At 57.9% G+C, this 14,910-nt stretch carries 14 protein-coding genes; 6 read left to right on the top strand and 8 right to left on the bottom strand.

What is annotated here, in order from left to right; genetic code table 11:
- Window positions 1-144: 144 nt before the first annotated feature.
- A complete protein-coding gene (locus AOA61_RS22575) occupies window positions 145-519 on the top strand; it encodes a hypothetical protein (protein ID WP_032890874.1) in 375 nt (124 codons plus the stop codon).
- Between the two features lie 225 nt (window positions 520-744).
- Window positions 745-1,104, top strand: coding sequence for a PilZ domain-containing protein (locus AOA61_RS22580; RefSeq protein WP_095185774.1), 360 nt, complete (start codon window positions 745-747; stop codon window positions 1,102-1,104).
- A gap of 61 nt (window positions 1,105-1,165) precedes the next feature.
- Here the strand turns inward: AOA61_RS22580 and AOA61_RS22585 are convergent, their stop codons facing one another.
- Genes AOA61_RS22585 through AOA61_RS22610 form a run of 6 tightly spaced genes read right to left on the bottom strand, consistent with a single transcriptional unit; the run spans window position 1,166 to window position 7,827 of the window.
- Window positions 1,166-2,497: a DUF58 domain-containing protein gene (locus tag AOA61_RS22585; protein WP_099602756.1), complete on the bottom strand. Its 1,332-nt coding sequence runs from the start codon at window positions 2,495-2,497 to the stop codon at window positions 1,166-1,168.
- Between the two features lie 7 nt (window positions 2,498-2,504).
- Window positions 2,505-3,500: a MoxR family ATPase gene (locus AOA61_RS22590; protein WP_099602757.1), complete on the bottom strand. Its 996-nt coding sequence runs from the start codon at window positions 3,498-3,500 to the stop codon at window positions 2,505-2,507.
- On the bottom strand, window positions 3,497-4,654 hold the full coding sequence (locus AOA61_RS22595; RefSeq protein WP_099602758.1) for a DUF4350 domain-containing protein: 1,158 nt from the start codon (window positions 4,652-4,654) through the stop codon (window positions 3,497-3,499). The genes AOA61_RS22590 and AOA61_RS22595 overlap by 4 nt, the downstream gene beginning before the upstream one ends.
- A complete protein-coding gene (locus AOA61_RS22600; RefSeq protein ID WP_099602759.1) occupies window positions 4,651-6,171 on the bottom strand; it encodes a DUF4129 domain-containing protein in 1,521 nt (506 codons plus the stop codon). Before AOA61_RS22600 ends, AOA61_RS22595 begins: the two co-directional genes overlap by 4 nt.
- Window positions 6,158-7,138 (bottom strand): stage II sporulation protein M, encoded by a 981-nt coding sequence (locus AOA61_RS22605; protein ID WP_099602760.1) that lies wholly within the window; start codon window positions 7,136-7,138, stop codon window positions 6,158-6,160. The genes AOA61_RS22600 and AOA61_RS22605 overlap by 14 nt, the downstream gene beginning before the upstream one ends.
- Complete coding sequence (locus AOA61_RS22610) at window positions 7,135-7,827, bottom strand: RDD family protein (RefSeq protein ID WP_099602761.1); 693 nt, start codon at window positions 7,825-7,827, stop codon at window positions 7,135-7,137. The genes AOA61_RS22605 and AOA61_RS22610 overlap by 4 nt, the downstream gene beginning before the upstream one ends.
- Window positions 7,828-7,994: 167 nt before the next feature.
- Here AOA61_RS22610 and sbcB point away from each other — a divergent pair, with 167 nt between their 5' ends.
- A complete protein-coding gene (sbcB, locus tag AOA61_RS22615) occupies window positions 7,995-9,422 on the top strand; it encodes an exodeoxyribonuclease I (RefSeq protein WP_099602762.1) in 1,428 nt (475 codons plus the stop codon).
- 89 nt (window positions 9,423-9,511) lie between these two features.
- Here the strand turns inward: sbcB and mvaT are convergent, their stop codons facing one another.
- The gene (gene mvaT / locus AOA61_RS22620) at window positions 9,512-9,886 is read right to left on the bottom strand and encodes a histone-like nucleoid-structuring protein MvaT (protein ID WP_003175830.1); all 375 of its coding nucleotides are present in this window, start codon (window positions 9,884-9,886) and stop codon (window positions 9,512-9,514) included.
- Between the two features lie 350 nt (window positions 9,887-10,236).
- Between mvaT and purU the strand changes: the two genes are divergently transcribed.
- Both purU and AOA61_RS31585 read left to right on the top strand, forming a co-directional pair.
- Window positions 10,237-11,085 carry a formyltetrahydrofolate deformylase gene (purU, locus tag AOA61_RS22625; protein ID WP_015885632.1) on the top strand — a complete coding sequence of 283 codons (849 nt, stop codon included), beginning with the start codon at window positions 10,237-10,239 and terminating at the stop codon, window positions 11,083-11,085.
- 86 nt (window positions 11,086-11,171) lie between these two features.
- The gene (locus tag AOA61_RS31585) at window positions 11,172-11,342 is read left to right on the top strand and encodes a hypothetical protein (RefSeq protein ID WP_163033193.1); all 171 of its coding nucleotides are present in this window, start codon (window positions 11,172-11,174) and stop codon (window positions 11,340-11,342) included.
- Window positions 11,343-11,348: 6 nt separating this feature from the next.
- Here the strand turns inward: AOA61_RS31585 and AOA61_RS22630 are convergent, their stop codons facing one another.
- Window positions 11,349-13,238 carry a methyl-accepting chemotaxis protein gene (locus tag AOA61_RS22630; RefSeq protein WP_032890884.1) on the bottom strand — a complete coding sequence of 630 codons (1,890 nt, stop codon included), beginning with the start codon at window positions 13,236-13,238 and terminating at the stop codon, window positions 11,349-11,351.
- A gap of 190 nt (window positions 13,239-13,428) precedes the next feature.
- Here AOA61_RS22630 and AOA61_RS22635 point away from each other — a divergent pair, with 190 nt between their 5' ends.
- Window positions 13,429-14,907 carry a helicase HerA-like domain-containing protein gene (locus tag AOA61_RS22635; RefSeq protein ID WP_099602809.1) on the top strand — a complete coding sequence of 493 codons (1,479 nt, stop codon included), beginning with the start codon at window positions 13,429-13,431 and terminating at the stop codon, window positions 14,905-14,907.
- Window positions 14,908-14,910 lie beyond the last annotated feature (3 nt).

Below are 14,910 nucleotides of genomic sequence, written 5' to 3' on the forward strand. Positions count from 1 at the left end.
GGCTACTATGCTCTTTGGTTGTAGTCATTGTTCGTTTGCACTACTTATCGCCGATTCACTTGTTTTCGCGCCGATTGAATAGATGAACATCTTTGAAGATTTTGGACGAGGGGTCGATACACTGCACAAGACAGGAGAACCTTCATGCGAATTTTGCTCATTGCTGCCCTGGCCGTCAGTGTTGTCGGCTGCACCCGCTGGTCGATGGACCACCATTTGAACAACGCCTACCGCGCTTACAAGGTCGGTGACTGCGAGCGTGTCACCTTGGAATTGTCCCAGGTCGACCGCGAGAGCCGCACCCGGCGTTATGTACAGCCAGAGGTCTCGATGTTGCGCGGGCAATGTCTGGAACGACAGAAACTGTTTGTCGACGCGGTGCAAACCTACCAATTCATCATTAATCAGTACCCGTCGAGCGAATACGCCTACCGAGCACGCGCAAGGTTGGACACCCTGCAACAACTGGGTCACTACCGCGGCGTGAGTGTTGCACAGCCGCGTCCAGCCTCATTGTGATGAGATTCGCTACTTTATAACTGGCCTCTTGCCAGTCTTGGGCTATTCTTTGGACGTTCGTTTGTATAGGTTTCTATTCAAATGGAGGCAGGGCCCGGATTCGGCAGCTGTCTAGTGACAGAGCGTTGTCTTTTGTCATACCGAGATCCAGGGAGAGCGAGCAATTACGCTCGTTCCGAATCACTGGACCGGCCACAACCATGGCCACTGCATGGCGATCTCACCATGTTTACCGACCGACGGATTGAGCGGCATCAACTACGTTATTTCCTCCAGGTGTTTAACCGTGTTACCGACAAGCCCATCGGCTATTTGGGCAACGTCTCTTGCGACGGGCTGATGTTGATCAGCGAGTTGCCCATGATGGTCGATGCTGATTTCGAGCTGCGCCTGAAAATTCCCGGGGCTGACGACACCTTCCATGCCGTTGACCTCACGGCAACCTGCCTGTGGAGCCGTGAAGATATCAACCCGCAGCGTTACGACTCCGGGTTCAGCGTGCTTCAGGCTCCAGCGGAATATGGGCAACTGATCAAGTTGTTGTTGCGGTACTTCAGCTTTGACTCATTGCAGGCTTCAGCCTAAGAAGCAGCGAGCGGTCGACGCGGCTGGGGTGTTGCTGTCCAGCCGTAGTTGTACGCTTTTTTCAGAACACTCCCGCTTTCTTCCAATCCAGATAGCGTGTCACCAAGGCTGCTCCCATGTCTGATGGCAACGTATCCAACACCGACAGGCCGTGGGCGTTCAAGCGGTCGTGCAGTTCATTCCGGGTATTGAGGTAGTCGACAGTGCCGCTGTAGGCCAGGGCTTCGGGCAAGGTTTGCACAGGGGACTGGCGCAGTAGATCGAGCACTTCCTCTCGCATGCTGGCCACCATTACCCGATGTTGGCGACTGATGCGCTTGACGGCGCAGAGTAGCGCTTCATCGTCCTCGTCTCGCAGATTACTGACCACAATCACCAATGCCCGACGCTTTTGCCTAGAGAGCAGTTGACTGGCCGCCGCCTCGTAGTCGGCAGTTCGACGGGTGGTATCCAGGTCATATACCGCATTGAGCAGCAGGTTCAACTGACTGCTCCCTTTGACAGGCGCCAAGTAGCGTGGCTGGTCAGAAGCAAAGGTGCACAACCCCACGGCATCGCCCTGGCGCAAGGCCACGTAACTGAGCAGCAGGCAGGCATTGAGTGCGTGGTCGAAATGGGACAGCTCATCATCCTGGCTGCGCATGCGTCGGCCGCAATCGAGCATGAACACGATCTGCTGGTCGCGCTCGTCCTGATACTCCCTTGCGATGGGGGTACGTTGCCGCGCCGTGGCTTTCCAGTCGATCTGCCGCAGGCTGTCGCCCTCACGAAACTCGCGCAGCTGATGAAACTCCAGCCCCAAACCGCGACGCTGACGTTGACGCACTCCCAGTTGACTCAACCAGTTATCCACCCCCAGCAGTTGTGCCCCGTACAGGCGAGCGAAGTCTGGGTAGACGCGGGTGGCATCCTCGACTTCGATGAAGCGCCTGGCGGACCAGAGCCCCAATGGGCTGGGCAGATGGATTTCGCAGCGGCTGAACGTGAAATGCCCTCGCCGCAGGGGGCGCAGGCGATAGCCCAGTTCACTGCGTGCACCGGGGCGCAACTCAATGGATTGGGGCATGTTCTCCATGCTCAACCCATCGGGGACGTGATCGAACACCTGAACCGTCAGCGCCTGCGAGGAGTCGTGTTCCAGGGCCAGACGTACGTCGCCCCAGCGACCCAGCGCCAGGCTGCCGGGCATATGCCGATGCACGCGAGGCGACGGTCGACGGCGCAGTCGCGCGGCGTCCAGCAAGGCCAGCAGCAACAGCGCCAGGAGCAAGCCCCACGCCACTGAGTGCAAGGTGGCGGGCACCTTGAACTGCAAGGCTGTTGTAGTGCCTAGCAGGATGCTTAAGCCCAGCAGTACGCCAAGCCAAACTGATAACAGGCGGGTCGGTTTCATGGGCGATTCATTGCCGGGGAGCTGCAATCTGGTCGAGTAACTGTTTGAGTACCTGGTCGACCTCCAGCCCGTCGATGTCCAGTTCTGCCGCTATACGTACGCGATGACGGAGTACTGCAAGAGCGCAGCTCTTGACGTCATCCGGCGTAACGAACTGGCCCCCGCGCAACAATGCTCGAGCGCGGGCGCCGCGGATCAGTGCGATGGAAGCTCGCGGGCCTGCGCCGATGGCGAGACCTGGCCAACTGCGGGTGGCTCGTGCCAGGCGCACGGCATAGTCGAGTACGTGTTCATCCAGGGCTAGCTCACTGGCGATCTGTTGCAGTTGCAGCACATCTTCGGCCTGTAGCACGGTGCGCAACGGTTGCACATCCAGCATGTCGGCCCGTGAAGAGCGTGTCACTTCGCGCACCATATCCAGTTCCTGCTGCGCGTCGGGATAGTCCATGCGTACCTTGAGCATGAACCGGTCCAGCTCGGCTTCTGGCAGGGGGTAGGTGCCTTCCTGCTCGATAGGGTTCTGGGTGGCCAGCACCATGAAGGGTTGCCCGATGGGCAGCGCTTCACCTTCGAGGGTTACTTGTCGTTCCTGCATGGCTTCGAGCAGGGCGGCCTGGGTCTTGGCCGGGGCGCGGTTGATTTCGTCGGCCAGCAGCAGGTGGGTGAATACCGGTCCCTTGCGCAGCTTGAATTGCTCGGTGTGCAGATCGTACACGGCATGGCCAGTGACATCGCTGGGCATCAGGTCAGGGGTGAACTGAATCCGCGCGAAGTCGCCGTCAAAGCAGCGGGCCAAGGCGCGTACCAGCAAGGTCTTGCCCAGCCCGGGTACACCTTCAAGCAATACGTGGCCGCCGGCGATCAGTGCAGTCAGCACATCATCGATCACCTGATCCTGCCCGATCACCGCCTTGCGCAGTTCCATGCGCAAGGCCTGGGCTTGCTGGCTGGCGTGCTGTAAGGCTTCACCGGACAGGGTGTTAGCGCTGGGAAATTCGCTCATAGGGCATTCCTGAGAGTTTGCAGGCATGCCACCTGCCGGCTGAAATCGGCGCTGGAAAGCCGTTTTGCCGGGAGTGGGCCGAGGGCCTGGCTGATGACGTGAGAGGGTTGGCGCGTAAGGTGTTCCAGTACCCGCCATTGTTCTGAGTTGTCGAGATGTTCGAAGCCTGGATGGCGGCGTCGGGCCGCACGTAGGATGTCGTGCTGCAAAGCCTTCAGTAGCGTGCCTTGGCCGCTGCGGCGCAGCAGGAAGTCGGCGCTGGCTTTCAGGTGTTCGTGCAACTGCCGGCGCGCCTTCGAGGCGGGGGCTTGGATCGGGCCCTGGCGCATACCCGCCTGCCAGAGTACGAGGGTTATCAGCGCAATGAGTGCTACCACCGCCTGGGGGAAATATCGCAACAGCAGGGTGAACAGATCATCCACGTCGCTGTTGAACAACAAAGTCACGGCAGTCCCCTGGTTCAGGTGCCACAGCAGCCAGGCATTGTCGTGTTTGCCGATATCGGGTGTTTTCCACAGTTCGCTGTCGGTGATTACCGTAACGCGGCCTTGCCCGAGGTTAAGTTGCATCAGGTGGCTAGACCTGGCGCTATTGGCTGAAAATTGTGCCATGTGCTTGGGGTCGATGAGGTTGAAGTCAGTGTCGAAGCTGAAGTAGGCCGGAGCGGTGTCATTGTCGACATAGAGCTTGGTCAGGTCTGGCGTTTTGTTTTTACGGGCCGGTGCGGGTTCTTCGGGGTCGTCACTCAGCGTCTGGTGGATATGCAGGCGATCTAGCAACAGGTCGCCGCTCTTGCCGGTCTCTTCATCCCACAGCGCTTCGGCCACTAACAATAGATGTCCGCCGGATTTGGCCCAATCCAGCAGTTGCCCTACCTGGCGTGGCGACATGTTGCTACGTTCGCCCAGTAACAACAGGCTATTGCCGGCGGCGGGCAGGGTGGCCAAGCGTTCGAGGCTATTGGCATGTGCCACGGCCAGGCCTTGCTGGCGCAGAAAATATTCGGCAGCCAGATAGGGGTTGGCAAGGGCTTCCGGGGCGGGGCCGCGGTCCACCACTTTTTCATAGGGGGTCGCTTTGCTCCAGGCGTAAAATCCGCCCGCAGTAAGCAGGCATGCCAGGAGCAATCCTATCCCTAATAAAAAACGGTTCATCGGGCGCCCTCCGAGCTGAACAGGGCACGCCAATCGCTGCATAATTTTTGCTGTGCTGAGGCGGGTGGGAGTTGATGGCCGTAGGCTAGGTTTTGCCAGTGCCGAGTCAACTCTTCACTGAACGCCAGCAGTTGCGGTTGCTGCAGCAGGTAAACGCGTTGCAGCACCTGGCCTTCAGTGTCGGCGTTTTTAAGTGGCAGGTTGAAGTCATGCAACAAGCGGCTCAGAAGACCACGATACAAAAGACCCAGGGCTTCCCGTGGTTGGCTAGGCCAGAGTTGTTCTGCAGTGCTGGCGATGTCCGTGGGCAAGGTCTCGGTGCCCAATTCGAGGCCGAAAAGTTGTGCGGGCACTGGCCTGGCTGCTTTGGGGCCGCGTGGTCCGCGCCGGGTGACAAAGGTGCGTAGCCAGTCACGATAGCGCCACACCAACAGGGCCAGGCCGCCGATAAGTACGCTCCACAGCAGCACTTCCAGGCCTTGGGCCACATGCTTGAAAGTATCGCTGTTGAGGTTATCCAAGAGTGTCTGCAGCCACGCCGGAAGTTTGCCGTCACCGTGTGCCTTGTTTTTAACGGCGGGCTTTTCCTCACCAAAGCGATAGCGGGTGACGGTTTCCGGGTTTTTGAACGGGGGCTTTTCCAGCAGCGAATGGATTGACTGGCTTGCGCTTTCAGGGCTCAGCGGTTTGCTTTCATCAGCCATGGCGGGTGGGGTGTATGGCAGTAATGTCAGCCCTAACGCCAGTAATAAAAGTGACGCCACATTGCTCAGGCGCTGGCGTAGGCGGCGGAATACCAGTTCCAGGTCCCAGGCTTCCAGCACGGTGCGACGATTGAGATAAAGGCTGAAGCCACAGGCGACATAGACGGGCTCCCAAAACACCAGAATCAAGGCGTAGAACGCGTTGCCCAGATGCTCCAGCCACACCGCTTCGGAGCCGGTCGCCAGCGCCAACCGCTGCCAATCCCAATCCAGTTCAAGTTGTTGCGGGATGAGTAGATAGAACAGCGCCATGCAGCCAAACCATAGGCCGATTTCCAGATGCACCCCGACAGTGGTTAACCAGCGAGCGGCGCCGGCGTTGCGCTGCAGCAGTACACCCAGGCGTTGCTGACGCGCCTGGCCGTCCATGCCTTCAACCTGACTGACCGGCATCACAAAACTGCGGCTGAGGCTGAGTCTGCGCCAGGTCAGGCTGGCCAGCAGTTGGCTGTTAAGCAGTTTTGGCCATTGGCGCACAGCCTGCTTGAGGCTAGGCGCTTCGCCGAACAGGGCTGTGGAGAGGATATATAAAGGTAAGCGGTCGAAAGCCGGTTTCAACCACCAGAACAGGAACATGGCCATGGAGGGGTAATTCCATAGCAGTGCGGTGAGCAACGCAAAAACCGGAAGGGTCACCAGCGCCCAGCTCCCCATCAACAGCAAGCGATGTTCCTGGGCCATTAATACGCCAAGATCCATGGCCTCCCAGGCGGTGCGTGGGCGAATCACTACGCTGGCATCACTCAGACGCATGGCGAGCCCTTCCGGCAAAGGTCAGGTAAGCGCCCACCAACAGCCACAGTGCAGCGCCCACCAGGTATTTGATCCAAGGGGCTACCTGGGTGGTGGAAGACCAGTAGGCTTCGATAAAGGCTGCGATCAGTAGAAACACCATGACGCCGCACAGGAGTTGCACGCTCTCGCGAGCGGCAAGTCGCAAGGATTCGCTTCGTGTCAGTTGCCCAGGTGCAATCAGCGCCCAGCCCAGTTGCAAGCCTGCGGCGCCAGCGAGGGCGATAGCCGTCAACTCAAAGGCACCATGGCCGATGACAAATGACCAGAAGGTCTGCCCATAGCCGATTTCAGTCAGGTGCCCGGAAATCGCGCCGATGATCAGCCCGTTGAATATCAGGAAAAACACACTGCCCAAGCCGAACAGCAACCCGGCGGCGAATGTCTGGAAGGCGATGCCGATGTTGTGCATCACGTAGTAGCCAAACATCATCCAGTCTTCGCTCGATGCTCGCTCGGCGGCTCGACCCAAGCGGCTGGCATCGGGGTCATACATGCCCTGCATCTCCGCCACTTGCTGGGGGCTGACAATGCTGTAGATCAGGTCGGGAAACAGATAGACCAGCAAGGCAATGCTCAGCAGGCTGCCAAAGAACAGCAGGCTGGCAATCAACACGAAGCGCCACTGTTCCCGCACCTGTCGCGGAAAGTCGGCCAGCACAAAGCTCAGCACTTTCGCCGCCAATTGGCTGCGGTGGCGATAGAGTTGTTGATGTCCGCGCAACGCCAGTTGTTGCAGCGGGTCCACCAGGTAACTGCTGTAACCGCGCTCCTGGGCCAGGGCCAGGTGCTGGCATAGACGCCGGTATTGGTGAGGGAAATCGGCCATGTCACCGGCCTTGGCCTTGCCTTGTTCCAACTGTTTCAGTTGTTCGGCAAAGGCTTGCCATTGCGGTTGGTAACGGCTTTCGAAGAGGCTCTGTTTCATGTTGGCCCCAACAGGCCACGGGCCAAGCCATTGAGTTGCTCCACGGCACGGGCGGGGGAGACTTGAAGCGGCGTTGCGAGGATGGAAGCGAGTTCGTGTACCCGCTCGGCGGAGAGTTCGCCTTGGCGTTCCGCGAAACCCAGGATCGCCCGCTGTTCACTCAGGTCCAGGGCAAACGGTAAGCGCAGTGCTACAGCTTGAGGCACCTGGGGGCGTTTCAGGGGCTGTTCTCGGTAGATCACCAGGGTGCCGGCGGCCAGGTCACCAAGGCGTTTGAAGTGAGGGTGTTGCAGGCAACTGATCGCGCCAAGAAAGTAGCCGAACGGCAGCATGTCGACAAACCGCAGCAGGTTGCGGATCAGCGAGGCTGACCAACTGATGGGCGTGCCGTCGTCCTGCACGACCCGCAAGCCCATAACCTGTTTACCCGGTGAGCAGCCCTGATTGAGCACCTCGAACAGCACCATGTACCACCAACTGACCAGGAACAGCAGCAGCGAGCCCAGGCCGATACCAATATTGCCGAGCAGGGCCAGTGGCACCAGAAGTACGCCCATTATCACTGCGCGGGCGACGAGGTCGAAGGCAAATGCCAGCGCCCGTGGCACCAAGCCGGCGGGGCGCAGTGGCAGGTCGATTCCTTCTGGGGTCTCGATCTGGTAGCGGGTATCCAATGGGATTGATGGCATCGCGATCCTTGGCAGTGCAGAGCGGCTGGGTGGCACGGATGCTAACAGCGTCGGCGATGGAAGCAACTATTCAAGGTTTTGCTGGATGTTTGTACAGGTTATTTGGTGCTGGCCCCGAACAGGGCTCAACGCCTAGACTTTGTGGATCTTCAGCACAGGAATAGCCCGTGACCTCCATTTTCTGGTACGACTACGAAACCACCGGCATCAACCCGCGTAGCGATCGACCGCTCCAGGTAGCTGGCATTCGTACGGATCTCGAACTGAACGAGGTCGGCCCACCGGTCAACATTTACTGCCAGCCCAGCGACGATATTCTGCCCCATCCCGCCGCCTGTGCCATTACCGGGATCACCCCTGCCATTCTGGCCGAAAAGGGCCTGGCCGAGGCTGATTTCATGACTCGCGTACATGCCGAACTGGCGGCTCCGGGGACGTGCGGTGCCGGCTATAACACGTTGCGGTTTGACGATGAAATGACGCGCTACAGCCTGTATCGCAATTTTTTCGACCCTTATGCGCGCGAATGGCAGGGCGGTAATAGTCGTTGGGACTTGATCGACGTGGTTCGCACCGCTTATGCCCTGCGCCCGGAAGGTATCGAGTGGCCGCAGCAGGACGGGCGCGTGACCCTCAAGCTTGAACGTCTGACTGCCGCCAATGGTATCTACCATGGTCAGGCCCACGATGCGTTATCCGACGTGCGCGCCACAATCGCCCTGGCTCGATTGGTGCGCGAGAAACAGCCCAAGCTTTATGATTGGCTGTTTCAACTACGCAGCAAACAACGGGTAATGGACCAAGTGCGATTGCTGCAACCGATGGTGCATATCTCCGGGCGGTTTTCCGCCGAACGTCATTACCTGGGCATTGTGCTGCCCCTGGCCTGGCACCCGCGCAACCGCAACGCGCTGATTGTCTGCGACCTTGGGCTCGATCCTCAGGGGCTGCTGGATATGGATGCCGACATTTTGCGTCGACGCTTGTACACCCGCCGTGATGAGCTCGCAGAAGGTGAGTTGCCGGTGCCGCTCAAACTGGTGCATATCAACCGCTGCCCCGTGGTTGCGCCCTTGAACGTACTGCGGGTCGAAGATCGTGAGCGCCTGCAATTGGACATGAGTGTTTTCCAGTCACGGGCTCTGCGGCTAACTGACGCACAGGAACTTTGGCTCGATAAATTGGCAGTTATTTACGGCGAGGAAGATTTTGCACCGAGTGTCGATCCCGAACAGCAGCTTTACGAGGGTTTTATCGGGGATCGTGATCGACGGTTATGTGAGCAAATTCGCGCGGCTGAACCTGCGCAATTAGCTCGTCAGCAGTGGCCTTTTGATGATCACCGTCTGCCTGAATTATTGTTTCGCTACCGGGCGCGCAACTTCCCCGATACGTTGAACAGCGAAGAGCTACAACGCTGGAAATTTTTCTGTCAGCAACGTTTGTCAAATTCCGAATTTGGCGCACCGAATACCCTTGAGGCATTTAATCAAGCGCGACTGGAGTTGATGGTTAGTGCGACGCCGTTTCAGCAGCAGGTGCTGGAGCAATGGCAGGAATATGCCGACTCTTTAGCTGCTCGTATGAATCAGTGACAGAGGTTTGTAAAAAATACGATCAATAAAAAACGCCAGCATGCTGGCGTTTTTAATGGGTCGCGCATCAGGCGCAGACCTGGTGAAGCTTAGCCCAGCAGGGTAGCCCAACCTTCAACCACGTCACCGCCCCACTTGGCTTTCCACTCTTTCAGAGTTTTGTGGTTGCCACCTTTGGTTTCAATCACTTCGCCGTTGTGCGGGTTTTTGTATTGTTTGACTTTGCGAGCACGTTTGGTGCCGGTAGTTTTCACAGCGCCACGTGGAGCTTTAACTTTCGACTCTGGGTCCAGCAGCGCGATGATGTCACGCAGGGATTTGGAGTACTCACCCATGAGGGTGCGCAGTTTGCCTTCGAATTCCAGCTCGGTTTTCAGTTTGTCGTCTTGGGACAGGTTCTTCAAACGAGCTTGCAGCTCTTTGATAGCTTCTTCGGTGGCGCGGTATTCGTTGATCAGAGACATGTGGACTACCTTATGTAGAACGCTGATTGACAGGGATAGTGGCCTAATAATAGTCAGGCGATTTGCTCAAGTAAACATTTAAGACTGCATTTAGGTAAATTACTTTGAATGTTTGTGAATGCGCTATGCAATCGAGTTAATTAAGTAGGTGATGCACCTGAAGATAATGCCGTTAATTTTTTGTATAACTGCGTCAGCCTGCGCTGTTCGTTCATATAGGGGTGGTAAAACCATACGCTATTAAGGGATGTGCCTCGGGGGCGGATCAGAATAAGGCTCATTGAATACTGCAGTTTTTCTGCACAATCGCTAGAATGGCGGCCTTTGCGAAGTTCTGGAGTTTCCCCCTAATGCGCACTTTTCGGCTGGTGATTGCTTGCCCGGACCGGGTCGGCATCGTTGCCAAGGTCAGTAATTTTCTGGCCTCCCATAACGGCTGGATTACTGAGGCGAGCCATCACTCGGACAATCTCAGCGGTTGGTTCTTCATGCGTCACGAAATTCGTGCCGACACACTGCCCTTTGGCCTTGAGGCTTTTCGCGAGGCATTTGCGCCAATCGCTGAAGAGTTCTCGATGACTTGGCATATCACCGACACCGAGCAGAAGAAGCGCGTGGTGTTGATGGCAAGCCGCGAATCTCACTGCCTGGCCGACTTGCTGCACCGCTGGCACAGTGACGAACTGGACTGCGAGATCGCGTGCGTAATCTCAAACCATGACGACCTGCGCAGCATGGTCGAGTGGCATGGCATCCCTTACTACCATGTGCCGGTCAACCCTCAGGACAAGGAGCCTGCATTCGCCGAGGTTTCTCGCCTGGTGAAGCAGCATGAGGCTGACGTGGTGGTGCTGGCGCGCTACATGCAGATCCTGCCGCCGGAACTGTGCCGCGAATACGCCGGCAAGGTGATCAACATTCACCATAGCTTCCTGCCGTCCTTTGTGGGGGCCAAGCCTTACCATCAGGCGTCTCTGCGTGGCGTGAAGTTGATTGGTGCAACTTGCCATTACGTCACCGAAGAGCTGGATGCCGGCCCGATCATCGAGCAGGACGTAGTGCGTGTCAGCCATAGCGACAGCATCGAGGACATGGTGCGCTTCGGTCGCGATGTCGAGAAGATGGTGCTGGCCCGTGGCCTGCGTTACCACCTGGAAGACCGCGTGCTGGTGCACGGCAACAAGACCGTCGTGTTCTGATCAAGCCGTTTTGATTGAAGAAAAAAGGGCCTGGGCGTTAAATCGTTGCAGGCCCTTTTTCTTTGTCTGTCGTTGAGGATTGACCGATGAGTGACCCACTGGAAAAAGCCACCTCCAAAGCACCATCGACACTAGGTGAGGGGTGCTTGAGCCGTTACGACCCGGAGGATCTGGACAGTGAGGACGGCACCGAATTTCCCGGTGCCGCCGAGTTATGGGAACGCGAGCAGGCCAAGTCAGATCCCGCCGCAAAATAAAGCGAATCAGATCCGGAAGCTGCCCACCAATTGTTTCAACCGTGCCGCCTGCTGTTCCAAGTCGGAGCACGCGCGCAGGGTCGACTGCAGGTTTTCCACGCCTTCCTGATTGAGGGTGTTGATTTCAGTGATGTCCATGTTGATCGACTCCACGACCGAGGTCTGCTCCTCAGTGGCAGTCGCCACCGACTGGTTCATGCCGTCGATTTCCCCAATACGTTGGGTGACGCTGTTAAGACGCTCACCGGCCAGGTTAGCGATTTCCACGCTGTCATGACTGTGTCGCTGGCTTTCGCTCATGGTGCTGACCGACTCCCGGGCGCCGACTTGAAGTTCCTCAATCATCTTTTGTACTTGTTGCGCCGATTCCTGGGTGCGGTGTGCCAGGTTGCGCACTTCGTCGGCGACGACTGCAAACCCGCGTCCTGCTTCACCGGCACGTGCCGCTTCAATCGCAGCGTTCAGCGCCAGCAGGTTGGTTTGCTGGGAAATGCTGGTGATCACTTCGAGAATCTGGCCGATGTTCACGGTCTTGCTGTTAAGCGCTTCTATATTGCTGCTGGAGGCGCTGATCATCGCGGACAACTCAGTCATCGCCTTGATATTGCGCTCAACCACCTGTTGACCGTCTTCGGCCAAATGCCGCGCATCGCTGGCCTGGTTGGAGGCTTGCGCGGCATTACGCGCGATTTCCTGAGCTGCGGCGCCCAGTTCATTGATGGCAGCAGCCACGCTGTTGGTGCGGTTGGCCTGTTCGTCGGAGTTGACCATCGACGAGTTGGATGCGCTGACAACCCGCAGTGCTACTTCATTCACCTGCTCGGTGGCCGAGGACACTTCGCGGATGGACGTGTGAATACGCTCCACGAAGCTGTTGAACGCATTACCCAGGATGCCGAACTCATCGTGGTTCTGGATGGTCAGGCGACGCGTCAGGTCACCTTCGCCGTCGGCGATGTCCTGCATGGCGCGGGTCATCACATGCAGCGGTTGCAGCAGGACGCGAATCAGCATGCCCAGCAGGGCAATGATGATCACTACGGCAATGATCGTGGCGATCACCGCTGAGGTGCGAAATTCGCTGAGCATGGCGAAGGATTTGTCTTTATCCACCGAAATACCCAGGTACCAGTTCACCGACGGCAGCCCTTTGATCGGTGTGAAGGTCACGATGTTGTCCTTGCCATTGGCTTGAACTTCACTGAAGTCGCCGCTGATCTTCGGCGTGTTTTTTGGATACATGTCGGCCAGGGTTTTCATCACCAGGCTTTTGTCCGGGTGTACCAGCACTTTGCCGTCGGCGCTGACCAGGAACGCGTAGCCCATGCCACCGAAGTTCAGCGCGCCAATGTTATCCACCAGGGTTTGCAGGCTCAGGTCGCCGCCCACCACGCCAATGCTCTGGCCGCCTTTGGCGCTGGGGGTGGCGATGGAAATGATCAATTGACCTGTAGCGGCGTCGATATACGGCTCGGTCAGGGTCGAGCCGTTGCTGCTCTGGGCGCCCTTGTACCAGGGGCGAACACGTGGGTCGAAGCCATCCGGCATCTTGGTGTCGGGGCGGATGGTGAAGGCCCCTTTGCTGTCACCAACGTAGGTTGCCATGAAGGACGACGTCAGGGTTTTCTGTTCCAGCAGGCTGGCAACGGTCGAAGGCTCAGGGTTGATAGCGATGTTTTGTGCAGCGTTTTCCACCAGCGCAATACGCCCGGTGAGCCAGGTTTGAATGTTGCTTGCGGTGACATCGCCCATTTCGTGCAGGTAGCTGTTGAGGTCTTCACGAATGGCGTTACGTTGCAGGTAGTCGTTGTAGAGGGTGAATAGAGCGAAGGCCGCGATGACGATAAGGGAGGCTGCAAGCAGGATCTTGTGGCTGAAACGCAGATTTTTATTCATAGCTTGAAGGGTCCGCTAAGGTCTTAATATCCAAAGCGCGTCCTTGTGGAACACGCGGAAGGGTAGCGTAAAAAAAGTTTGATATTTCCGTTGGTCCCTGTAGGAGATATCTGAGCGATTTTTAGACTTTATGGGTCTCACATCTCTCTTATCGACCTGGCGGCACTAAAGATTAACCATGGGTGACGAAATGCCTGACTCCACACAACTTCTTATCGGTGCCGGTCTTGATGGCCTGCCAATTGCCCAGGCCATGCGCCTTGCCAACCGCCACGGGTTGATCGCAGGCGCCACGGGCACAGGCAAGACCGTCACGTTGCAACGCCTGGCCGAAGCCTTCAGTGATGCGGGCGTCGCGGTATTTGCGGCTGATATCAAAGGCGACCTCTGTGGCCTGGGTGCCGCCGCCAACCCTCAGGGCAAGGTGGCCGAGCGCATTGCCGGGATGCCTTTCCTTAATTACACGGCCAAGGCTTACCCCGTCACGCTGTGGGATATCCATGGGCAGTCCGGTCATCCGTTGCGCACCACCATCAGTGAGATGGGGCCGTTGTTGCTTGGCAGTTTGTTGGAGCTGACTGACAGCCAGCAGTCGGCCCTTTATGCCGCATTCAAGGTGGCGGATCGCGAAGGCCTATTGCTGCTGGATCTCAAGGATCTCAAGGCACTTCTCAATCACCTTCGCTACCACCCGGAACTGCTTGGCGAAGACGCGGCGCTGATGACCACAGGCTCCAGTCAGGCGCTGTTGCGGCGCTTGGCTGTCTTGGAACAGCAGGGTGCCGAGGCGTTGTTTGGTGAGCCGGCCTTGCAGCTTGAAGACATCTTGCAGCCCACAGGCGATGGGCGCGGACGTATTCACTTGTTGGACGCTAGCCGCCTAGTGCATGAAGCGCCGAAGGTGTATGCGACCTTCCTGTTGTGGCTGTTGGCAGAATTGTTCGAACAACTTCCGGAGCGCGGTGATGCGGACAAACCGCTGCTGGCGCTGTTCTTCGACGAAGCGCATCTCTTGTTTGCCGACACTCCCAAGGCTTTGCAAGATCGCTTGGAGCAAGTGGTGCGGCTGATTCGTTCCAAGGGGGTGGGGGTGTATTTCGTCACTCAATCGCCGGGCGACTTGCCGGATACCGTGCTGGCGCAACTCGGTTTACGGGTGCAGCACGGCCTGCGGGCGTTCACCACGAAAGAGCAGAAATCCTTGCGGGCGGTAGCGGACGGCTTCCGCCCCAACCCGACATTCGATGCGTTATCGGTTTTGACTGAGCTGGGCACCGGTGAGGCATTGGTGGGTACGCTGCAGGAAAAAGGCACGCCGGAGGTCGTTCAGCGCGTATTGGTCGCGCCGCCGCAATCGCGCATCGGGCCGCTCAGTGCGGCAGAGCGTGCCGCATTGGTGGCCACTTCACCGTTGCAGGGTCGCTATGACAAGCCGATTGATCGGGAGTCCGCCTATGAAGTGTTGATGGCGCGCAAGGAGCTTGGGCCTAACGAAGAGCCCCGGCAGGGCGCCGAGGAGCCCAGCTTCACGGACAAAGCTGGGGCGTTCCTTGGAACAACCGCAGGCAAGGCGCTGAAGTCAGCGATGCAGCAGGCGGCCAACCAGATGGGGCGTCAATTGGTGCGTGGTTTGTTGGGGTCTTTGCTGGGCGGCAGTAAGCGCAAGTAGTGC

The organism is Pseudomonas sp. 2995-1 (assembly GCF_002742505.1).
GTDB lineage: Bacteria > Pseudomonadota > Gammaproteobacteria > Pseudomonadales > Pseudomonadaceae > Aquipseudomonas > Aquipseudomonas sivasensis.